Raw genomic sequence first — 22,279 nt, 5'->3', positions numbered from 1 at the left:
TTCGTTCAGGCGATTAATATACGTCTCGTTGGTAACGGCCCTGCTCCTGCAGTTCGGCCACATATTCGGCGGCAGCTTCCGGGCTCAAGCTCCCGTACTGGCCGACGATCGCAAGCAGTGCGGCATGAACGTCGTGCGCCATATGCTTCTCGTCGCCGCAGACGTATACATGGGCGCCGTCCTGAAGCCACTTGTACAGCTCCGCTCCGTTCTCGAGCATGCGATGCTGCACGTACACCTTCTCGTCCGTGTCGCGGGAGAACGCCACGTCCAGCTTCGTCAGGACGCCGTCCTTCAGCATGCGCTGCCAGTCCGTCTGATACAGGAAGTCGGTCACGAAGTTACGATCCCCGTAGAACAGCCACGACGGTCCCGTCGCTCCGAGTTCCTCGCGATCCTCCATGAACGCGCGGAACGGCGCAACGCCCGTGCCCGGCCCGATCATGATAACCGGCGTCTCCGGGTTGACCGGAGGCTTGAAGTTCGGGTTCTGCTGGATGAAGACCGGCAGCGTATCGCCCACGGACAGCCGCTCGGACACCTGTACCGAGCAGACGCCCTTGCGCTCGCGGCCGTGCGTTTCGTATTCGACCTTGCGGATCGTCAGGTGCACTTCGTCCGGATGGGAGTTGATGCTGCTTGCGATCGAGTACAGACGCGGCGGCAGCTTGCGCAGCAGTTGCCCCAGATCCCCCGGAGACAGCGTCCACGGACCGTAATCGCGCAGCAGATCGAGCAGGTCGCGGCCGCCGATGTACGCCTTGAGCTCATCTTTATTGTCCGGCTTGATTAGATCCGCCAGCTTCGCGTTGCCCGAGAACGCGACAGCCTTCTCCAGCAGCGGCTTCGTCAGCACGGTAATCTCGTAATGATGCAGCAGCGCCGTGCGCAGCGGCGATGTCTCGCCGTTCTTGCCGGTGACGACCGCCTCGTCCGGGTTCCACTTCAAGTACGACAGGATCTCGTCGACCAGTGTCGGATCGTTCGTCGGGAAGACGCCCACCGCATCGCCCGGCGAATACGTCAGGCCGGAGCCTTCGAGCGACAGCTCGAGATGGCGCGTCTCGCGATCCGTATCCCGGCCGTTCAGGTTCAGGCTCTCCAGCACCTCGGCGTGGAACGGATTCGCGCGGGAATATTCCGATTCCGAGCCCGCTGCCCCCGCAACTGCTGCCTGAGCGCCTGCGACGCCGGAAGCGGCACTTGCGGACGCCGAGCCCGCGGACGTCGCCGCGCTTACCGCGGCGCTAACGGAAGTGAGCCAGCCGGAAGCCGCATCCTCGAAGTCCACGTCGCAATCGACGCGGGCCGCGATGCGCTCCGCCCCAAGCTCCTCAAGCCGCTTGTCGAAGTCCTGGCCGGTCTTGCAGAAGAATTCGTAAGACGTATCGCCCAGGGCAAGCACGGCGAACTTCGTTCCGTCCAGCTTCGGCGCGCGCTTGCTGTGAAGGAACTCGTGGAACGAGATCGCATTGTCGGGCGGATCTCCTTCGCCGTGCGTGCTCGCCACGACGAACAAGTACGGGGCCTTCTTCAGGTTGTTCGTCTTGTATTTATTCATCGCCGACAGCGTGACCTCGAAGCCCTGGCCCTTCAGTTGTTCCGCCAAGCGACCCGCCAGCCGCTGGGAATTGCCCGTCTGGGAGCCGAACAGAATCGTCGCCTCGCGAGGCACCTCGGGCGCCGCTGCTTCGGCAACCGCAGCCGGCGACGCGGATGCGACGGCAACTGCCGCTTCGATGGCCGACGACGCAAGAGCCGCAGCTCCCGCACTGCCGCTGCGATAGAAGGTAAGGTAACCGTTAAGCCAATGAATCTGAGCTTCCGTCAACGTCGGGAGCAGCTTGTTGAGAAGCTCGGCCTGCTCGCCCGTAAACGGACTGTTCGTTACTAAAAGTTGCAACTATGTCCACCTCGCACGGTTCGTTGGATATCCGACAACGTTACTTTGTTTAAATTAAGTTTAATACTACCTTAGTCCGCCTCAAGGTTCAATGATTTCGTCGATTGTTGTCTATAAGACTTTCTCGGGAATTTATCACTTTTTATTATAAAACCGTTCAAACGTTCAAAAAGTGTTCAAAATACCCGTCAAAAAAACCCGCAAGCCCGCCTAGCGCACCAACCCTATGCCAACCCGCCGAGCCCCGCAAGCTCGTCAAACAAATCAAGCTCCTCAAACAAACCAACATATTGAACTCGCCAAGCACACATCAACCCCACCAAACCTGCCAGCCAATCACCACCGCCAAATCCGCTGATTTCGCTAATTCCGCCGTTCCTCTGCCGTTTCCCTCCGCTGCTTGCCGACCCGCGAATGTGAAATTTCACATTCATCGGCTCAGATTCACCTAGTATTTGCGCGTTTTATGTGGTTTTTAGCATATATGGAGCATTTCCGGCCGGAATCGAATCAACGAAGGCGGTTTTTCGCATAAAATCATCCAAACACCCCGTTTCGGACCGTCGCGAATGCGGTTTTTCACATAAAATTCGTCGCCTGATGCCTTCATGCCCGCAAAAAAAGAACAGCGCCCGCATCGCGCGAGCGCCATTCCATCTGTGCCATTCAAGCATCCGTTCCATCCATGCCATTCATCCGTGCCATCCATGCCACACGTTCCGCCATCCTTCGGCCTTGCCCTTGCCCTTGCTCTCTCCCTTGCCTTTGCCCTTCTCCTACCCTCTCTTCTTGCGCGTCATCACGTCGAAAATAACTGCCGCCGCCAGCACGCCGCCGCGAATCATGTACTGGTACGAGATGCCGACCCCGAGCAGGTTCATCCCGCTGGAGAGCGACGTCATGACGATGGCGCCGATGATCGAGCCGGTCACCTTGCCGACGCCGCCAGCCGCGGACACGCCGCCGACATAGGCGGCCGCGATCGCATCGAGCTCGAACAGCGTTCCCGCCGTCGTCGTCGCCGAGTTCAGGCGCGCCGTGTACAGAATGCCGGACAACGCCGACAGGAGCCCCATCGAGCCGAACACGATATAGGTGATCTTCTTGACATTGATCCCGCTCAGGTGGGCCGCTTCCGGATTGCTTCCCACCGCGTAGATATGCCTTCCGAGCACCGTCTTCGTTGTCAGGAAGTGATAGATCGCGGTCACTCCGAGCATGATGATGACCGTCCAGGAGAAGCCGTTGTAGCCTGCGATAATATACGTGATATAGGCAACAATAAACGAGACGAACACGACCTTGAGCGCAAAGATGCCCTTCGAGACGACCTCGAAGCCGTACTTCAGCTTGTTCCGGCGGGCGGACAGCTCGCTGATCACATACAGGAAGATAACGGCCACGCCCAGCAGCAGCGAGAGCACGTGCAGCCCGCCCGCCTCCGCCAGCGAAGGAATGAAGCCGTTGCCCAAAGCGTTGAAGCTGTCTTGCTCGACGATGACCGTGCCGGACTTCTCCGTCACGCGCAACAACGCCCCGCGGAAAATCAGCATTCCTGCCAGAGAAGCGACAAACGACGGAATGCCGACACTCGCCACGAACACGCCGTTGAACATGCCGATCACGATCCCGAGCACAAGGATGATCGGAATTGTCAGGTAGACCGGCACGCCGGCCTGCGACATCAGAATCGCGGCGATCGCTCCCATGAAGCCGGCCGCGAAGCCGACGGACAGGTCGATATGCCGGATGACGATAACGAGCGTCATCCCGACGGCGAGCACGGCAATGTAGCCCGTCTGATCGAGCAGATTGCTGATGTTGCGCGAGGACATGAACAGGCCGTCCGTCAGAATCGTGAACACGAGCATAATGACGAACAGAGCGATGTACATGCCGTATTCGCGAATGTTGATCTTCAAGAGAGATTTCGCTTCTTTGTATAGATTCATAGATGTTCCTCCTACTGCGTGGCGAATTGCATGATTTTCTCTTGATCCGCTTCTTCGATCGGCAGCTCGCCCTTGATGCGGCCTTCGGCCATCACGTAGACGCGGTCGCTCATTCCGAGCACCTCGCCGAGCTCGGACGAGATCATGATGATGCTCATCCCTTCGCTGATCAGCTTGTTCATAATCGTGTAAATCTCGAACTTCGCCCCGACATCGATCCCCCGCGTCGGCTCGTCGAGAATCAGCAGCTTCGGCCCGACGAACAGCCACTTGCCGAGGCTGACCTTCTGCTGGTTGCCGCCGCTGAGCTTGCCGACGATCTGCTCGACCGAAGGAGCCTTGATGGACATCGACTCCTTGTACCGCCCCGCAACCTTGATCTCCTCGTTGTCGTTGATAACGCCCTTCGAGGAGATGCCGGACAGGTTCGCCGCCGTGATGTTGCTCTTGATATCCTGAATGAGGAACAGCCCGTCGCCCTTCCGGTCTTCCGTCACGTAGGCGATCCCCGCCTTGATCGCGTCGCTCGTATGCTTGAACGCCGCGGGGGAACCGTCGACCCACAGCTCGCCTTCCAGCCGGTAGCCCTTCGGATTGCCGAAGATGCTCTGGGCCAATTCCGTACGTCCCGAGCCCATCAGCCCGGCGATGCCGACGATCTCGCCCTTGCGGACATGCAGATTGACGTTCCTCGCAACGCTGCGGCCAAGCTGGGGATCGTAGGCCGACCAGTCGACGACTTCGAGGATTTTGTCCCCGAATGTTCGGTTCGCGCGCTTCGGATAAATATCGTCGATCTCCCGCCCGACCATGTTCTTGATAATGATGCTCTCTTGGATCTCTCCCTTGGCGGCGTCGAGCGTGCAGATCGTGCGCCCGTCCCGAAGCACCGTCGCCTTGTCGGCGATTGCGATGACTTCCTTCAGCTTGTGGGAGATCATGATGCACGTAATGCCCTGCGCCTTCAGCTCCCGCAGCAGCCTCAGCAGGTTCTCGCTGTCGTTCTCGTTCAGCGCCGCCGTCGGCTCGTCGAGAATGAGCAGCTTGACGTTCTTGCTGAGCGCCTTGGCGATCTCGACAAGCTGCTGCTTGCCGACGCCGAGGTCCCTCACCCGCAGCTCCGGGTTCACGTCCAGCCCGACCTTGCCAAGCATCTTCTTCGCTTCGGCAATCGTTCGGTTCCAATCGACAATGCCTCCGCGCTGCACCTCATTCCCCGCGAAGATATTCTCGTATACCGTCAGATCCGGGAACAAGGCCAGCTCCTGGTAAATAATCGCAATTCCCGCCCTGACGCTGTCGCCGATCGCAGAGAAGCTCTGAACGGCGCCTTCGAACAAGATGTCTCCCAGATACGTCCCATGCGGGTAAACTCCGCTCAGCACCTTCATCAGCGTCGACTTTCCGGCCCCATTTTCCCCGATCAGGCAGTGGATCTCGCCCTTCTCCACCTTGAAGCTCACGTCGGTCAGCGCCTTGACGCCCGTGAACTCCTTGGTGATGCCGTTCATCTCCAGAATGTAGTCGCTCATCGCTATGCGCTCCTTCATGCCATCGCGGGATAGCGACGGACGAATCCGCGGCTATCCCGTGAGTCCTTCTAGTCGCTTGCGCGCCGTCCGATCAGAGTCCCTTGAAGTCGCTCGCCGGGTAGTAGCCGGAGTCGATCAGCTCGGACTTGACATTGTCCTTGTCGACGACGATAACATCGGTCTTCTTCGCCTGGACTTCCTTCTTCCCGTTGTCGTAAGAGCCGTTCGTCTCCGGCGTCTTGCCGTCGAGAACCGCGATCGCGATGCCCATCGCGTCCGTCACGAGAGTGCGCACGTCCTTGAACACCGTCATCGATTGCGCCCCGTTGATCACATACTGCACGGAAGCCTTCTCCGCGTCCTGCCCGGTGACCACGTAGCTCTTGATCGCCGAGTCGGAAGCGAACACGTCTGCGATGGAGCGCGCCGTTCCGTCGTTCGGAGCGAGGATGGCGACGTCGCCCTTCAGGTCCGCGGAAGCGGCCGTCAGGTGAGTCTGGGCCTTGTTCTTGGCTTCGTTGGCGTCCCAGTTCGTCGTCACCTGGCCGATGATCTTCGCTTGCTCGTCGCGGCTCAGCTCCGCCTTGCCCTTCAGCGCTTCCGCTTCGCTGGAGTTCGCGATCTTGAACGTGCCGTCCGCGATCTTCGGCTGCAGCACCTTCCAAGCGCCTTCGAAGAACAGGAACGCGTTGTTATCCGAAGCAGCGCCCGCATACAGGTACAGCGGCTCGCCGGAGCCCTTGGCGTGGTCGACGAGGTACTGCGCTTGCTTCGCGCCGACATCGTTGCTGTCGAACGTGACGTAGTAATCGACCGCGTCCGTGCCCGTGATCAGACGATCGTATGCGATAACCGTGATCTTCTCCTTCTTGGCGGCTTCGACCGCGGAAGCGGCTGCCGCGCCGTCCTGCGGGCAGATGATCAGGACGTCGATTCCCTTGTTGATGAGCGTCTCGACGTTCTCCTTCTCCTTGGCGGAGGAGCCTTGGCTGAACAGAATCTCCGTCGTGTACTTCGTGCCCTTGAGCGCGTCCTTGAACCGGGTCTCGTCTTGCACCCAGCGAGGCTCGTCTTTGGTCGGCAGGACGATGCCCACGCTGACCTTGTTCTTGCCGCCGTCGTTGCTGCACGCCGCCGCCAGCGCGGCGAACATCATGATTACAAGCATAAGTGCGATTGCTTTGAAGCCTTTTCTCATTCTTCGTTACCCCTCTCGATAATTGATCTTGATTGCTCGCAAGACCAACTATAGCACCGGAACGAGGGGGTGGAAGCGCATACTTCCAGCACTCTTTTGCGAGCTTCTGGAGTTTTTTGAGGAGGTGGGGTTACTTGGCTAACGATGCTCAAGCACACACAAAAACACCGCTGTCGAGGGCTGCCTCACAACGGTGTTTGCATTCGTGCAAGCTATCTAGGCAGGATGCCTTTGTCTTGAAATTCCTTTATCTTCTCGAACTGTCCCGTATCGATTAAATGTTTAATATGGATTTCTTCGTACTTCTCGCTCATATCGTTGCTGATCCAGTAATAATCCTCCAAACGCATGGAATGGGTATACTTGTTCAAGGACCACATATCATATTCGGTTCCTATCCCGCTGCTCTCCAAAATTCTCGTTATATCTTGTCTTTCTTTGGGGGCGACCCTGCGGCTCAACCATCGGTAAATACGTTGATGATCCGGAGATTCGGATTCTAAAGTAACAGTGGCCCTCCCCGATTCATCGAAATCGATATGATATTGGAACAATCCCGGAGGGGAATGTTCGACCAGCGACAAATCCGACACATCCTCCGGGCTCCGTCGATAATAAAATTTATGGCCATCGTATGAGATAGATCCTATATTCCGCTCCTTAAACATTAATCGATAAGTTTCGGACATAGTTGTACCTCCTCGTAAATATCGACTTCATTAATGTCATTCTGTCTCTGCTGACTAAATCTTTATACATCTCGAACACTGGAAAAAACTCAACCGCTTCACGCGAGAAATCGAGACCTAGCCGGTTGATGTTCTTTACTCTTTGAATAGCGTCTGAATGCTTGTAATCGAATGGCTTAGCCTCTTCGTATAACAATAGATCTTCAAATTCGTCAACGTCCTCCAGATTGCACTCGCTAAGCAGCCCCCTCTCGTTATCGAACAATGGGGCCAGGCCCGCAGAGTCAATGAACGGGAATTGAATGTAGAAGTTATTGAGGTGGCGATCGGCATTATTAATTATATAATCGAACAAAATCATTTTATCGATATCATCCTGCAAAAACGTAAACGGTTCAGTAAAAGCAGCATATAAATTGTCCTCATTGATTCGCGGTCCGCAGAACTCTTCGCCTGTTAAATAAATTCCCGTTGTGGGATTTTTGAAATCCTCGCTCACGCAAACAAGAACATCATCTTTAACTCCGAACGGGGAACCGGGCATCCATTCCAATTCATACTGTACGACATTAATCCCAATCAACTTGCCAATCCTGCAGCAGATGGCTTCTACAACGGGTTCGAGGTTCGAATATTTATTGGCATGTTTGGAACCTGCTTTAATATAAAATAATTGCCCGTCTCTAACGTGAGTGAATTTAGGCAGTTCTCCAATAGATGTGGTGCCTACCAATACACTGGATTCGGCGGTGTAATCATACCGTTTAACCGCATGACTACTGGTTCCGGACATATTGTATTTATCCATATTCCCTCTCCTTTGCCGCGCAGAATGACAATGAATCGGCTGCTCTCCGCATCTCGTTATACCCTTATCTAATATTATTACATAAATCACTCAACATAAAATACTGCCGGCGACAGCTACCCGCTATTACGGAGCATTCTTATACACATCCGCCCGAGAATGGAAGCCGTCGGCGATGATCGTATCCTCGAGGTTCGAGAGGTCGACGGCGATCGGCGTGAGCAGCACCGACGGCACCTCGGTCTTGCCGTTGTTCAGCTTCTTGTCCGTCTGCACCGTCTCGCCGCGCGCAAGCCGCATCGCAAGCTCCGCCGCCGTGTCGGCGAGCAGCTTGATCGGCTTGTAGACGGTCATCGTCTGCGTGCCGGCGACGATCCGCTGCGCGGCGGCCAGGTCGGCGTCCTGCCCGGCTACCGGGATTTTGCCGGCGAGGCCCGCCTCGGCGAGCGCCTGAACGACGCTGCCCGCCGTCGCATCGTTCGCGGCGATGACCGCGTCGATCCGATCGCCGTTCGCCGCGAGCGCCTGCCGCATGTTGACGAGCGCGTTCGCGGGCGTCCAGTCCTTCGACCACTGGTCGTAGACGACGGTGATGTCCCCGCGATCGATCAGCGGCTGCAGCACGTTGAACACGCCCGCCTTGAACAGATGGGCGTTGTTGTCCGTGTCCGCCCCGCCGATATAGACGTACTTGCCCTTCGGCACGAGCTTCGTGATCGCCCTCGCCTGAAGCTCCCCGACCATCTCGTTGTCGAACGAGACGTACAGATCGACGTCGGCGTTCTTGACGAGGCGGTCGTAGGAGAGAACCTTGACGCCCGCCGAATGCGCCTTCTTCACGATCGCCGCGGTCGCCTCCGCATTGTGCGGCGCGACGACAAGAATATCGACGCCGTCCGCGATCATCGTCTCCGCCTGCGAGATCTGCTTCGCGTCGTCGCCGTTCGCCGCCATGATGACGACCTTGGCCCCGAGCGCCTCGCCGGCCGCGCGGAACAGATCGCGGTCCTTGAGCCACCGCTCCTCGAGCAGCGTATCCATCGAGAAGCCGATTGTGATCGGCTCCTCGTCTCCGGTCTGCGGCGCCCCCGTCGCTGCTGCCCCGGTGTCGACGCCGCCGGAATGGCCGACTCCCGTTCCGCCCGCCGCGCCCGAGCCCGCGTCCGCCGTCGCCGTCGCCGTCGCGTCCGGTGTCGCAGCTCTCGACGCCTCCCCCCGCTCCGCCTTCCCGTTCGAGCCGTCGCAAGCGGCCAGAACGAAGAGCAGCGCCAGCAGCACCGCAACCATCGCCGACACGTTTCTCCGCCCCAGCCTCTTGTTGCCCGCTCTTCTTTTCGCCACCGTCATCCGCCCTTATCCTCTCTGTCCCAGAAGCGTGCGCCGGAACTCCGTCGGGGAGACGCCCGCCAGCTTCTTGAACACCTTGCTGAAGTAATTCGGATCGTGATAGCCGACCTCGTACGTGATCTCCTTCAGGCTTCGGTCCGGGTCGCCCATGAGCTTCTTCGCGTTCTCGATTCGGACCTCGGTCAGGAAGTCGATGTAATTCACGCCGAGCTGCTCCTTGAACAGCTTGCTGATATAGAACGGGCTCGAGCCGAACGTCTGGCCGATCAGCTCAAGGGAGACGTCCTCCCGCGAATGCCGGGCGATAAACTGCTGAATCTGCCGGATCGTGTCCGGGCGCAACTGGCCGGGATGCTCTTCGAACAGCTTCCGCATTCTCTCGAGCAGCAGGCGCGTCTCGGAGCGAAGCTGGCGATAGTCCTGCGGACGGAACGAGAACACCGGCGTATCCAGCTCGACGCCCAATTCGAACAGCGCCCGCGACGCGATCCAGAGCAGCTCGAGCACCCGCTGCTGCGCCTGGAGCAGGTCCGCGCCCTCGTTCTCGTACCGGCGAATGAACGCCATCGCATCCGCGTCCATCTGCTCCCACTGGCCTAGCCGAATCCGGTCGTAGAACTGCTTCTCGAGCTGGCGGGCCGAATACCCGTCCTTCGTCACTCCCAGCACCGGGGTGTCGTCGTAGAAGCGGTACTTGACCGGCAGCGAAGGGTCCATCGACGCGACGAGCGCTTCCTGATACGATTGCCGAATCTGCTCGAGCCTTCCGCAGACGCTGCCGATGCCGACGAACCAGCCGTCCTCCGCACCCGGCTTCGCGATTCCGAGCAGCTCGCGGGCGATCGTCATCGCCTGGGTCCGGAACGACTTCCCGGCATCGCGGAAAGCAATGATCGGAACCTGCCCACCGTACAGCGCGCCGACCCAGCCGCTCCCGAACGAACGGATCTTCGCCTTGATCGCGCCGTACAGCGACTCGGAGCCGGAGGGCAGCAGCACGTTCAGCGCGAACGTCTCCCCCGCCGCGGACGCGCTCCCGCCGATCAGCCCGACCAGTTCGCCGAGATGCACCTCGTGCACGTGATCGAACAGAAGCTGCGTCACGACGTCCGTCTCCACAACCGGCAGCACCCGCCGCAGCGCATCGCGATCGAACCGGCTCGCTTCCTCGCTCGCCCGCTCCTCCTCGATCCGGCGGAACGCCTTCGCGACCGTCGCCACGATCTCGCTCGCCTTGCTCGGCTTCAGCAGATAGTCGATGACGCCCAGCTTGATCGCCCGCCGCGCATAATCGAACGTATCGTACGCCGTCACCATGATGAACTTGACTCCGGGGTCTCTGCCGCCGATAATCTCGATCGCTTCCAGCCCGTTCATCCCCGGCATCATGATGTCCATCAGAATGAGATCCGGGCGGAACTCCTCCGCCGCCTGAACCGCCAGCCTGCCGTTCTTCGCCTGCTCGATAATGAGATCGGGGAACCCCGCCTGCAGAATGGCCTGCAAGCCTTCCCGTTCGATCTGCTCGTCATCCACGATCAGCAGCTTGGTCATCCTTCCCTTCACTCCTTCCCTTGGGAATCATCAGGGTCACTCTCGTGCCGGCGCCCGCGGAGCTCTCGATGCCGATCACATCCTCCCGCCCGTAGAAAATCCGCAGCCTGCGAACGACGTTGCTGAACCCGATCCCCGTCGAATGGCCTTCCGTCGCCCCGGCACGATCGCGTTCCTCCGCATCCAGAATCTCCTTGATCTTGCTCTCCGCCATGCCCGGCCCGTTGTCGGAGATCTCGACGCGCACCCGGTCTCCGTCGTCCGCGATCGCGAACCGGATCGTTCCTCCGTCCTCGAGCGGCTCGACCGCATGAATGACCGCGTTCTCGACGATCGGCTGCAGCGTCAGGCCGGGAAGCTGCACGTACAGGCACGACTCGTCGATGTCCGCCTCGAAGCGCAGACGGTCGGAGAAGCGGGCTCGCTGAATCTCCATGTACTGGCGCAGCACCTTCACCTCGTCGTAGAGAGTCACGGACCGATCCAAGCGCTTCAGGTTGTACCTCAGCAGCCCCGCCACGCTCGCGAGCAGGTCGCTCGTCTCCTCGGAGCCTTCCAGATAGGCTTTCTTGGAGAGGGTGTCCAGCGTATTGAACAGGAAGTGCGGGTTGATCTGGCTCTGCAAGCTCCTCAGTTGGCTCTCGCGCAGCAGCAGCTTGTTCTGTTGGAGCTCGTTCTCGAGCTGCGCCTTCTGCTGAATCTCCTGGATCAGGTTGTTGATGTTGACCCGCATCCGCTCGAACATCTTCGCAAGGAAGCTGATCTCGTCGTTCGACGTCACTTCCACCTTCAGGTCGAACCGGCCGCGCGACAGCTCCTTCGCCGCCTGCGTCAGCTTGTGCACGGGCCTCGTGATGCTCAAGGAGAACCAATAGGTAAACAGCAGCAGCAGAAAAGTAATCGACAAAAGCATCCAGATGCCGAACTTCTTCAGCTCCGTCGATTGTTCGATAATGCCGCGGTAGAAGCGATCGTATGTCTTCAGCTCCGTGTCGAGCAGCGTCAGCGTCATCTCCGAGATGTACTTCGAGATGCGCGTCGCCTCGGAGAAAGCGTTCGTCGACTCCTCCGTCTCCTTCTCGGAGAGGAACATGATCGACCGGTCCGTCGTCTCGATCAAGCTGTCGACCAGGTTCATGTAGCTCGTCAGCGCGAAGTCGTTCTCCGCGTTCCGCAGGTCCATGACCTCCCGGCGGGCGGCGCGCAGCCGCTCCTTGCCCTCGTCCACCTGGCGCAGGTTCTCCTGCGTCTGGCTCAGCCGGTAATTGTTGAGCGCCGTGACCGTCATCTGGCTGGCGTTCGTCACCTCGTTCATATGAAGATACCGCTGCAAAATCGTGTTGTACTGGTTCTGCGTCCGCTGGTTGTAGTAAGTGAGTGCGATCCAGATCGCCGCCATGACGAACATGACGGCTGCCGCTAACGTCCAGATTTTGCGCTGGATGCTGGTCATGGGGCGTCCGCCGCCTTCCGCATCCGGATATCGGTCAGATAGCCGTCCGTATCGAGCGGAACCGTCTCGCCCCGCAGCCACTCGATGATCAGCTTCACGCCAAGCCGCCCCATCTCCTCGGGGGACTGCTCGATGATGCCGTCCAGCTTCCCTTCCCGTAGCAGCGACATCGTATCCGGGCTGTCGTCGAACGAATAAATATGGTAGGGCGCGACCTGCGAGCGGCGGCCGATCTCCTGCACCATCGCATCGGCGATGTTCGCATTCACGGCGATGAAGGCGTCCACGTCCGGCAGCCGATTCATGACGTCCTGGGTCGCGGCGATGATCTGGTCCCTCGATTCGATCGTCTCCGCATACTCCGTGCGTACGCCAGGAACCTTCTTCAGAACGTCCATGATTCCTTTGACTCGCTGCTGCTGATAATATTCCTCCCGGCTGTCCCCCATGAGAATAACCGTGCCCGCCGTCCCCATATCCGCGAGCAGTTGCTCCGCGATCATCTGCCCCGCCCGGAACTGGTCGGAGCCGACGTACGTTCTTCTCAGGCTGTCCGCCATCGGCACGTCGTTCGCCACGGTAAGTATCGGAATGCCGTAGAACGCCGCCTTGATCTTCGTCAGCTCCTTGAAGTCGTCCGTGTCCAGCCCCTGCACGATAATGCCGTCCACCTTGGAATCGATCGCGATCTCCAGCTTCTTCAGGAACTCCTCCTGATCCTTCTCGTAGCTCCCCCACGTCTCGATGCTCGAGCCGCTCCGGTCCGCCTCCGCCTTCGCTCCTGCGGCCACCTTATCCCAGAACGGCGTCTCCAGCTCCTGCGTAATGAGCACAAGGTGATATTCCGCCTGCTTCTGCACGACGGTGCGCGGCAACTCGGGCCCCGAGCGGAAAACCTTGTCCGCCGACATGAGCGTAACCGCGAGTAAGACAGCGCATACAATTCCAAGGACGATGCCGATCGGCTTGCTCAAAGCGTTGCTCTCCGTTTCAATATAAAGTGGCCCAGCCATGGGGAAGGAAGGATGGAGCTTCTGTACAGCTATCATATCATCCTATGGACCGAGTTCAACCGGATATATCGCGTCAAACGGCCGCCAATGACAAAAGATTGCTAGAAGGGGCAAGAAAGTGCTAGAGGGGCGGACAATAAGAAGGACCGCCAGGGAAGTTGCCCTGACGGTTCCTTTGAATTGCGAAGAATATTCTAATTGTTGTGCCGCCGCCATGTCGTTCGCATCTCCGGTGCCGGTTGCATCCCCGGTGCCGGTTGCATCCCCGGTGCCGGTTACATCCCCGGTATCGTGCGCATCCCCGGATTCCGGCGTTTTTGCCCTCCGGCCCGATGACTTTTGCGATTTTATGTGATTTTTCACATTCATCGGCTTGGATAGGAGGCAATCGCGGCGTTTTATGCGGTTTTTCGCATATATGCGGAAGCTCGGGCCAGGATTTCCTCCATGTATGTGATTTTTCGCATAAAATCGGGTATTGTACCGGTTTGCGGGCAGCGCGAATGTGATTTTTCACATAAAATTCGGCGGCCGGCGGATTCGATGGGCTCGGCGGGCTGGCGGATCGGCGGGGTCGGCAGGTTCGGCGGGCTCCGGCGGTTCGCCTACTGCGGCGGGCTTGGCAGGTTCGGCAGGTTCATGTTATTGCAAGCCCTTCTTCTTGAGGTCCTCCAGATGACGCTGGTACATCGTCTTCTCGACCTTCTCGGCGCCGGTCTGGTCCATCTGCTTGACGAAGCTGGCGTACGCGGAGTCGAACTCGTCATCCGTCTTCGCCATGACAAGCTTCGGAATCGTTTTGTTCCACAGATCCTTGACCTTCGTATTGATCGTGCCTTCCGCCGACGAGCCGTCCGGCTCCAGATTCTCCATGCCGAGCGAATAGCTGTCGTAATCGTACTTGGCCAGCAGCACCGATGCGGCGTACTGCTCCGGCTGGCTCATCTTCAGATCGCGGGCGGAGGCGTCGTCCCACAGCTTGCCCGCTCTCCAGAGCAAGGTCGAATCCTCGAAGCCGTATTTGGAATTGAACGTTGCGTTGTCATTCAGCTTCATGTCCAGAATGTCCGATTTGAGCTGCGGCAGACCGTCCACCATATCGTACGTCTCGCCTTCCGTGCCGTAACGCATGTCGAGCTGGCCCTCATCCGACCAGGCGTATTCGGCGAACTTGATGATCCGCTCCGGATTCTTGGCGTTCTTGGTGATGAAGAAGCCTTGCCAGCCCATAAGGCGGCTCGCCGGGTAACGCGGGTCCTGGCCGTTCGCTTTGAGCCCGTCCAGTACCGTATACGTCTGGTCTTGACCGACCGTGCTCTGAATCTTCGGATTGAACATCGTGTACATATTGCTCATGTACTGGGAAGCGACGGCATACTGCGCTCCGTACAGCTTCTCCTCGTACTGCTCCTGCTTGTAGATGAGGAGCTGCGAATCGAACAAGCCGTTGCGGTACAACTGATTCAGGTAGCGGAACGCGTCGATGAACCCCTTGTTGCGCATCGGGTATTCCAGAACCTGCTGATCGTCCTTGACCTGCTCCTCCAATAAATGCGGAGAGAAGGAATAAATCAGATAATCCATGGAATTGCTGGCGCGGAAGCCGTTCTGCGCGACATTGAAGAACTCGAGTCCGACCGGATTGACGTCGGGGAACTTCTCCTTCGCCGCCACGAGCGCGTTCATCAGATCGTCGGTCGTCTCGATCTTCGGGCTGCCTATAGCCTGGTAGATGTCGGAGCGGATAAACCATGGCCGGATCGGAACAATCGGCACGCCGCTGGTCAGACGGTCCTCGGTCTCGTAGATGTTCGGCAGGTACCAGAGCTTGCCGTCCACGGAATGGTACTTGACCATCTCCGGATCGAGCTGCGACTTGAACTCCGGCGCATACTGGTCGATCAACTCGTCGATCGAGTAGACCATACCGTTCTGAATCAGCTTCGTGACCGCGGGATTGTTCCAGTCCAGCATGATGCTGTCCGGCAGATCGCCGGCCGCGATCATCGTGTTCAGATAGTCGTCATCGGCTCCGGTCGCCAGCCTCCGATCGATCGTGACTCCGGTCTTCTCCGTCACGAGCTTCATTGCGTATTGATCCTTCCAGAGGTAGTTGGATGCCCAGTTGCCGTAGAAGTATTGCGTGAACGTAAACGGCGACGTGTCCGTCTTCCATGCCGGCTGCGAAGCGTCGGTCGAAGCGGAAGCGCTTGCATTCGCGGCTGCACTTGAGCTTGCGCTTGCCCCCGAGCCGTTGCCGGCCGACTCGCCGGCGCTCGGCGAAGCGTTGTTGCCGCTTGAGCTGCAGCCTGTCAGCATGGCGGCGACAAGCATTGTCGCGACGCCGGCATACATTCCTTTATTCCCCATGATGCGACCTCCCCAGAGATAATGGATTGCTCTATGCTTTAAACGGCCGAAGCCGGTTAAGCCGATCCTTCGTCTGACGATTCACCCTTTGACCGAACCGATCATGACGCCTTGGACAAAATACTTCTGAACGAACGGGTAGCTGAAAACGATGGGCAGTGTCGTGATCACCATGGTCGCCAGCTTAAGCGAGGACGCTGTGACCGACCCGTAGCCGAGCTGGCTGGCGATCATGCTGACGTTGCTGTTGGAGCTGATAATCTGCATCAGAATCTGCTGCAGCGTCAGCAGCTTCTCGCCGCCGAACAGCATCGCATCGTACCAGGAATTCCAGTGGAAGACCGCGTTGTACAGCGTTATCGTCGCCAACACCGGCTTGGAGACCGGAAGCACAAGGAGGAAGAAGATGCGCAACTCGTTGGCTCCGTCGATTTTCGCCGATTCCTCCATCTCCTTGGGCAGCGCCCGGAAGAAAGTAAGCATAATAATCGCGTTGAACACGTTGAACAGATTCGGGATGATATACACCGGGAAGTGCCCCTTCAGGTGCAAATACTTGGCGACGACCAGGTAGTACGGGATAATGCCTCCGCTGAAGTACATCGTAACGATGGCCATCATCAGGAACAGCTTGCGCCCGACCAGCTCGGACTTCGATATGCCGTAAGCGAACGCACCGGTAAAAAGCACGGCGGCGGCCGAGCCGATGAGCGTTCTCGCAACCGTAACGACGAAGGCATGGAACATGCTGTCGTTCCGGAAGACGACCTTGTAATTCTCGATCGAGAATACGCGCGGCCAGAGCGTGATGCCTCCCCGGGCGGCATCCGTCGGATCGTTAAACGAGGTGATGACGATATTGTAGAATGGATACAGCGTACAGACGCACAACGCGATCATGAGCAGCGCATTGAACAGGTCGAATGCTGCGCCGCCCCGGCTTCGGGTCATCAACATGAAGCATTCCTCCTAGAACAGGCTTTCTTGCGTCAGCTTCCGCGACGAATAATTGGCCAGATACATCAGCAGGAACGCAACGAGCGATTGGAAAAGCCCGATGGCCGTGCCGTACGAGAACCTGCCGGAGACGAGTCCCATCTTGTAGGAATAAACCGACAGCACGTTGGCCGCGTCCTGGGTCATCGAGTTCTGCATCAGGTACATCTGGTCGAAGTTCGAATTCACGAGCCCGCCGATCGACAGAATCAACAGGATGAGGACGGTCGGCTTGATCGCGGGAAGCGTGATGTGCCACACCCGCCGGAAGCGACTGGCGCCGTCCATGACGGCGGCCTCGTACATCTGCGGATCGATGCCCGCAATCGCCGCCAAATAAATGATCGAGTTCCAGCCGACGTTTTTCCAGATCTCGGTGACGACGACGAGAGTCAGGAAGGAATGGGCGCTGCCCATCAGCATCACCTCGTCGCCGATCAGTCCCGTCTTGACGAGCAGCTTCGCGACTGCGCCCGTATCCGGGTCGAGCAGCGTGTACATGAATCCGACGACGAGCACCCAGGAGACGAAGTAAGGCAGGTACGTCAGCGATTGGACAACGCGCTTGAACCGTTTGAACACGAGCTCGTTGAGAAGCAGCGCAAGCAGGAGGGGAGCCGGGAAGCCGAAGATCAGCTTGGCGAGGCTGATCTTGAACGTATTGAACACGGATTCCCGGAATGTCGGATCGGCGAACAGCTCGTTGAAGTTGGCCAGGCCGATCCACGGGCTGTGGAGAAATCCTTGGTAAGGCGTGTACTCCTGGAAGGCGATGATAATGCCGTACATCGGAATGTAATGGAACACGATCATCCAGAGCACCGCCGGCAACGTCAGAATCATCAGGTACCGCTGCAGCCAGATTCGTCTCGCCAGGCTTTGCTTGACAGGTATGCCGCTCATGGCTTTCTTCCCTTCTTCTTGTCTCGATCCCCTGTAGCTTTATTATAGAAAGCGCTACCAAAACCCGATATGCCAAAATCGCACACGACTATCAAAAACGAATGAAGTTGGCCAAACAAAAAAACTCCGGGCGCCGCAAGGCGCCCGGTCCCGGTTGATCTCATCTCTGCGTCAGCTCCTGATATTCGCCCGGCGTCATGCCGTAGGCGTTCTTGAACAGCGCGACGAAGTATGACGTATTCGGAATGCCGACCCGCTCGGCGACGGCGGCGACGCGCTGCCTCGTCTCGCGAAGCATCTCCTCCGCCAGAGCCAATCGATACTCCTGGAGGTACTCGGTCGGCGACTTCCCGAGCTTCTTCTTGAAGGTGGCGCCAAGATGATTCGGCGAGACGAACAGCTCCTCCGCAAGGGAGACAAGGCTCAAGGTCGGGTCGCCATACCTCGCCTCCACAAGACGCAGAAGCCGTTCGACAAGGTAATCGTCCTTGTGCTCGCGCTTCTCCCGCAGCCGCTTCGCGACCTGCCCGACGGCCGTCCTCATGCGAGCGTACAGCTCCCGACGCTCTTCGCAGGCCAGAAGCTCCGCGAGCTCTTCTCCGCTCGCGGCCGACGACGCTCCCGCCGGAGCCGCAAGCGTCAGCAGCCCTTCGAGCAGCCCGCTGCACAGACTCGCGGCATAAGCTCGGCCGGCCCCGGGCGAAGCGGCGACGAGAGCGAACAGCTCGTCCAGAGCCGCCGCCGCCCCCTGCTCGTCGCCGCCGCCGAGAAGGGAGCGGACCCGCTTCGCCTGTTCCCGGCAGCGCCGGTCGAACGCTTCGGCCTCCGGCGAGAAGCGGGCTCTCTCCCTCTCTTCGTCGGCCGCTTCCGCCACGCCGGCCCATCCGTTCCATACAGTGAAGCGGAGCGCCTTCGCCGCTTCCCGGTACGATTCTCCCGCATCGGCCGGCGACTTGACGGAAGGGCTGATCGCGATCGTCCAGCCTCCGCCGTCCGCAGGCTGCCCTGCGAGGTCCAGCCCGCGGAGCAGCTTCGTCGCAAGCTCCCGCTGCGATTCGGCCTCTTCCCTCCGGAGCGCGAACAACAGCGCCGCCTCCGCGGACATCCCTTCCCCGAGCACATGGACAATTACCGGCCGGCGCAGCTCCTTCCCCGCTTGTTCCTCCAGGAACAAGGCATCGATCGCTCCCGCGGGTCTCGGCGCTCGCACGCCCCAGATCCCGTAGGCTTCGGGGAGCCGTCCGCCGTCGGACGCTTCGGCCAGCGCCTCTTCGAGATCGGGGGCCGCTTCGCCATGCGGCTCGCGGGCGGCGAGCCGCGCGGCCAACGCCTGCCGCAGCGCCGCCCGGCGCCCTTCTTCGTAAGCCTGCCGCCTGCTCGCTTCCTCGTCGCGCCGACGCTCCTCCTGCTCGCAATCCTCGACGATTCTCGAGATCGTCGCGCGCAGCGCCTCCTCCTCGATCGGCTTCAGCAGATAGTCCACCGCTCCGAACCGAAGCGCGTCCCGCGCATACTCGAAGTCTCCGTATCCCGTCAACACGACAATTTTCACATTGGGCAGTTCGCCGCGAACAAGCTTCGCCAGCTCGATCCCGTTCCGGCCGGGCATCGCGATGTCCGTGATCAGAATATCCGGCACCGCCTCCCGCGCCTTCTCCAACCCTTCAATGCCGTCGCACGCCAGCTCGACGCAGCCGATGCCGAGCGACGGCCAATCCAGAAATTCCGCGAGCCCCTCCCGTTCCCAGCGCTCGTCTTCGACAATGAGCATCTTAAGCAATGTCCGTTCTCCTCCTTGCCGCGAAGACTACCGTCACGACCGTTCCGATGCCGGGGCGGCTGAACAGCTCCAGCCGATGGCCGTCTCCGTACATCCTTCGCAGGCGATCCCCGATATTGGCCAGCGCATAGCCGCTGCCATGCGAATCGACGGGCCGTCCCTCCTTGAGTTCGCGCAGACGCTCCGCCCCCATGCCGACGCCGTCGTCCGCAACCTGCAGCACAACCCGATTCTCCTCCACTCCGGCCTTGATGCGAATCGTACCGTGAGCCCGCTTCGGCTCGATGCCGTGAACGAGGGCGTTCTCGACGAGCGGCTGCAGAATGTTCTTGACCGTCGCGAACTCCCTGACCCTCTCGTCCACCTCGAACACGGCGTCGAAGCGATCCTCGAAGCGGAACTTCTGAATCTCCAGGTACGCCTTGACCATATCCAGTTCGTTCCCGACCGACGTCTCCGAGCTGCCCTTGTTCAGCACCAGGCGATAGAACTTCGCAAGCGAATCGGAGAGGCGGACGACCTCCGGCGCCTTCGCTTTGCGCGCCACCCACGAGATCGTCGCCAGCGTGTTGTACAGGAAGTGCGGATTGATCTGCGATTCGAGCGCCTTCACCTCCGCCTCCTTCTCCAGCAGCTCGGCTTTGTAGACCGTCTCCACAAGCTCGTGAATCCGCCCGGTCATATGGTTGAAGCTCAGCGCCATCTGGGAGAACTCGTCATTCCACGCAACGGGCACGGAGACGTCCAGCGACCCTTCGCGCACTTGCTTCATCGCCTTGAGCAGCAGCTTCATGCGGGAGAGCAGCTTCACCGTAACGTAGTAGACAAGCAGGCTGAGCAGCAGCAGCGCCGCCGTCAGGACAATGACGGTCGTCCGGATGGAGCCGTTCACCTTGTCCAACACATGCCCCAAGGGGAAAACACCGACAACCCGAAGCCCGGGACCCGTGAGTGGGATCGAGATGACGATAGAGCGATGGCCGCCGACCGATGAGACCCGATTTACGACCTCGTCAAGCGGCAATTCGGCAAGCCCCGCCTGCTCCAGTCGCTTCTCGTAGGCGATCTGCCCGTCGGCGAATACGATTCCCCCGTCGTCATTCGCTATGAATACGCTTCCAATATCCGCCGACACCGAATCCTCGGCCGACCTGAGCAGCTCTTGCGCGGTGATCTCGATCTCGACCAGACCGGCGACTTCAAAGTTATGAACGGAGTACACCTTCCGATTGAAGGATAACACGTCCGCATTCGCCGTTATGTCGGGCCTGATCAGCAGGGCATTTTCCTTGTGCAGCCCCCGCCATACGGACCGAAGCCCGTCGTTCTCCAGAATAGCCCGATACGGGGGATCGTCCCGAATTCTCTGCATGCCGTAGAATCCGTCGTACACGCCGTACAATTCCGGAATGGTCGGGTTGCCCATATACACGTGAAGCGAGTGGATATACGCGTTCTGCCTCATGATATTATCGAGAATCGGAGCGATGTTGTCGCGGTAGTCCTGAAGCTGGAAGCTCTCGTTGATGAAGTCGCTGTCGAGAAAAGTCTGAATGCGCGAATCGAAGGCGATGATCTGCGAGATGTTCTCGGTCATCTTCACCTTCTCTTCGATGCTCTCCTTCGTCTGCCGCAGATTCTGCTCCATGACGGTCCGCGCCTGCTCGATCGCCGAGCTCGCGGCCTGCCGATACAGCGTATACCCCATGACGGCCAGCGACACCAACAGAATCGATACGTAGATGGCGACGAACTTGAAAATCACGCTCCGGTTGTGGAAGACACGCATCAGACGCGCCATGGCGTTCATCCTCTCCCGTTAACTGCGATTATCGCTAATATAACCGCTTTCTACGGGAAGGACAAGAGAGGCGCGATCCACACGTTACTAGCGAGGAATAAGCCGAGAGGAGAGCGAGGAAGTTGCGCTGCAAGTCGAACGAACGCAAGTTGAGCGAACGAGTGCAGCTTATATTTCGCGGGGGAGGGCCGGCTTGGCGGGCTTGTTCCTCTTGCTTCCCGTCCAACGCATCCATGAATGCTAAAAACCACACACATCCGCCGACTAACCGCCCCCGGCGACCATTTTTATGCTAAAAACCACATACATTCGCCGACTAAACGCCTTCGACGACCATTTTTATGCTAAAAACCGCATACATTCGCCGATTAACCGCCTCCGACGACCATTTTTATGCTAAAAACCGCATACATTCGCCGACTAACCGCCCCCGACGACCATTTTTATGCTAAAAACCACATACATTCGCCCGCCGACCGCCTTCGACGTCCATTTTTATGCTAAAAACCGCATACATTCGCCCACCAACCGCCTTCGACGATCATTTTTATGCTAAAAACCACATACATTCGCCCGCCGACCGCCTTCGGCGACCATTTTTATGCTAAAAACCACACACATTCGCCCGCCGACCGCCTTCCGCAACCGTTTTTATGCTAAAAACCACACACATTCGCCCACCAACCGCCTTCGACGACTTTTTTTATGCTAAAAACAACTATGACAAGCCCAACGGTTGTCACCCCTACAATGAACATATTGCGTATAAGGGGGTCCGTCGTTATGAAGCCTATAAAAGTGGTGCTTGATGGGAGAAGCCGGGTGGGGGAGCGGAGATGCGTACAACGACACCCCCGACGAGCCGGTTAGCGGGGCTGATGAGCGGAAAATCCGTCTAACGATGTCCTGAAGAGCCGATTGGAGGGGCTGATGAACGGAAAACCCGCCTATCGATGCTCCGAAGAGCCGATTGGAGGGGG

The 22,279-nt window shown here is 58.7% G+C and carries 16 protein-coding genes; all 16 read right to left on the bottom strand.

Annotation, left to right across the window (positions count from 1 at the left end; translation table 11 throughout):
* Window positions 1-13: 13 nt before the first annotated feature.
* Window positions 14-1,903, bottom strand: coding sequence for an assimilatory sulfite reductase (NADPH) flavoprotein subunit (locus tag E6C55_RS28310; protein ID WP_136373195.1), 1,890 nt, complete (start codon window positions 1,901-1,903; stop codon window positions 14-16).
* 224 nt (window positions 1,904-2,127) lie between these two features.
* Window positions 2,128-2,337 carry a hypothetical protein gene (locus E6C55_RS28305; protein ID WP_136373194.1) on the bottom strand — a complete coding sequence of 70 codons (210 nt, stop codon included), beginning with the start codon at window positions 2,335-2,337 and terminating at the stop codon, window positions 2,128-2,130.
* Window positions 2,338-2,679: 342 nt separating this feature from the next.
* Complete coding sequence (locus E6C55_RS28300; protein ID WP_136373193.1) at window positions 2,680-3,855, bottom strand: sugar ABC transporter permease; 1,176 nt, start codon at window positions 3,853-3,855, stop codon at window positions 2,680-2,682.
* Between the two features lie 11 nt (window positions 3,856-3,866).
* The gene (locus E6C55_RS28295) at window positions 3,867-5,387 is read right to left on the bottom strand and encodes an ATP-binding cassette domain-containing protein (protein WP_136373192.1); all 1,521 of its coding nucleotides are present in this window, start codon (window positions 5,385-5,387) and stop codon (window positions 3,867-3,869) included.
* Between the two features lie 91 nt (window positions 5,388-5,478).
* The gene (locus tag E6C55_RS28290) at window positions 5,479-6,585 is read right to left on the bottom strand and encodes a sugar ABC transporter substrate-binding protein (RefSeq protein ID WP_136373191.1); all 1,107 of its coding nucleotides are present in this window, start codon (window positions 6,583-6,585) and stop codon (window positions 5,479-5,481) included.
* 212 nt (window positions 6,586-6,797) lie between these two features.
* Window positions 6,798-7,169, bottom strand: coding sequence for a hypothetical protein (locus tag E6C55_RS28285; RefSeq protein ID WP_136373190.1), 372 nt, complete (start codon window positions 7,167-7,169; stop codon window positions 6,798-6,800).
* Window positions 7,170-7,245: 76 nt separating this feature from the next.
* The gene (locus tag E6C55_RS28280; RefSeq protein WP_136373189.1) at window positions 7,246-8,082 is read right to left on the bottom strand and encodes a HipA domain-containing protein; all 837 of its coding nucleotides are present in this window, start codon (window positions 8,080-8,082) and stop codon (window positions 7,246-7,248) included.
* Window positions 8,083-8,208: 126 nt separating this feature from the next.
* On the bottom strand, window positions 8,209-9,429 hold the full coding sequence (xylF, locus tag E6C55_RS28275) for a D-xylose ABC transporter substrate-binding protein (protein WP_230986898.1): 1,221 nt from the start codon (window positions 9,427-9,429) through the stop codon (window positions 8,209-8,211).
* A gap of 6 nt (window positions 9,430-9,435) precedes the next feature.
* On the bottom strand, window positions 9,436-10,983 hold the full coding sequence (locus tag E6C55_RS28270; protein WP_136373188.1) for a response regulator: 1,548 nt from the start codon (window positions 10,981-10,983) through the stop codon (window positions 9,436-9,438).
* Window positions 10,958-12,436, bottom strand: a complete 1,479-nt coding sequence (locus E6C55_RS28265; RefSeq protein WP_136373187.1) for a sensor histidine kinase — start codon at window positions 12,434-12,436, stop codon at window positions 10,958-10,960. Before E6C55_RS28265 ends, E6C55_RS28270 begins: the two co-directional genes overlap by 26 nt.
* Window positions 12,433-13,410, bottom strand: a complete 978-nt coding sequence (locus tag E6C55_RS28260; protein WP_230986897.1) for a substrate-binding domain-containing protein — start codon at window positions 13,408-13,410, stop codon at window positions 12,433-12,435. The genes E6C55_RS28265 and E6C55_RS28260 overlap by 4 nt, the downstream gene beginning before the upstream one ends.
* A 681-nt stretch (window positions 13,411-14,091) precedes the next feature.
* Window positions 14,092-15,819, bottom strand: coding sequence for an extracellular solute-binding protein (locus tag E6C55_RS28255; protein ID WP_136373186.1), 1,728 nt, complete (start codon window positions 15,817-15,819; stop codon window positions 14,092-14,094).
* Window positions 15,820-15,900: 81 nt separating this feature from the next.
* Window positions 15,901-16,776, bottom strand: coding sequence for a carbohydrate ABC transporter permease (locus E6C55_RS28250; protein ID WP_136373185.1), 876 nt, complete (start codon window positions 16,774-16,776; stop codon window positions 15,901-15,903).
* A gap of 12 nt (window positions 16,777-16,788) precedes the next feature.
* Complete coding sequence (locus tag E6C55_RS28245; RefSeq protein ID WP_136373184.1) at window positions 16,789-17,718, bottom strand: ABC transporter permease; 930 nt, start codon at window positions 17,716-17,718, stop codon at window positions 16,789-16,791.
* Window positions 17,719-17,878: 160 nt separating this feature from the next.
* Window positions 17,879-19,489, bottom strand: a complete 1,611-nt coding sequence (locus E6C55_RS28240; protein WP_230986900.1) for a response regulator — start codon at window positions 19,487-19,489, stop codon at window positions 17,879-17,881.
* A 1-nt stretch (window position 19,490) separates the two neighbouring features.
* A complete protein-coding gene (locus E6C55_RS28235) occupies window positions 19,491-21,299 on the bottom strand; it encodes a cache domain-containing sensor histidine kinase (RefSeq protein WP_168735926.1) in 1,809 nt (602 codons plus the stop codon).
* Between the last annotated feature and the right edge of the window lie 980 nt (window positions 21,300-22,279).

The sequence above is a fragment of the Cohnella fermenti genome (assembly GCF_004801405.1).
Taxonomy (GTDB): Bacteria; Bacillota; Bacilli; order Paenibacillales; family Paenibacillaceae; genus Cohnella; species Cohnella fermenti.
Note: the sequence above shows the minus strand (reverse complement) of the source record. Positions and strands in the feature narration are given on the sequence as shown.

Coding starts and splice junctions, on each gene's coding strand:
- E6C55_RS28250 (WP_136373185.1), bottom strand. CDS start 16,776: ATGTTGATGACCCGAAGCCGGGGCGGCGCAGCATTCGACCTGTTCAAT.
- E6C55_RS28235 (WP_168735926.1), bottom strand. CDS start 21,299: ATGGCGCGTCTGATGCGTGTCTTCCACAACCGGAGCGTGATTTTCAAG.
- E6C55_RS28280 (WP_136373189.1), bottom strand. CDS start 8,082: ATGGATAAATACAATATGTCCGGAACCAGTAGTCATGCGGTTAAACGG.
- E6C55_RS28245 (WP_136373184.1), bottom strand. CDS start 17,718: ATGAGCGGCATACCTGTCAAGCAAAGCCTGGCGAGACGAATCTGGCTG.
- E6C55_RS28305 (WP_136373194.1), bottom strand. CDS start 2,337: ATGAATGTGAAATTTCACATTCGCGGGTCGGCAAGCAGCGGAGGGAAA.
- E6C55_RS28270 (WP_136373188.1), bottom strand. CDS start 10,983: ATGACCAAGCTGCTGATCGTGGATGACGAGCAGATCGAACGGGAAGGC.
- E6C55_RS28265 (WP_136373187.1), bottom strand. CDS start 12,436: ATGACCAGCATCCAGCGCAAAATCTGGACGTTAGCGGCAGCCGTCATG.
- E6C55_RS28240 (WP_230986900.1), bottom strand. CDS start 19,489: ATGCTCATTGTCGAAGACGAGCGCTGGGAACGGGAGGGGCTCGCGGAA.
- E6C55_RS28255 (WP_136373186.1), bottom strand. CDS start 15,819: ATGGGGAATAAAGGAATGTATGCCGGCGTCGCGACAATGCTTGTCGCC.
- E6C55_RS28290 (WP_136373191.1), bottom strand. CDS start 6,585: ATGAGAAAAGGCTTCAAAGCAATCGCACTTATGCTTGTAATCATGATG.
- E6C55_RS28300 (WP_136373193.1), bottom strand. CDS start 3,855: ATGAATCTATACAAAGAAGCGAAATCTCTCTTGAAGATCAACATTCGC.
- xylF (WP_230986898.1), bottom strand. CDS start 9,429: ATGACGGTGGCGAAAAGAAGAGCGGGCAACAAGAGGCTGGGGCGGAGA.
- E6C55_RS28295 (WP_136373192.1), bottom strand. CDS start 5,387: ATGAGCGACTACATTCTGGAGATGAACGGCATCACCAAGGAGTTCACG.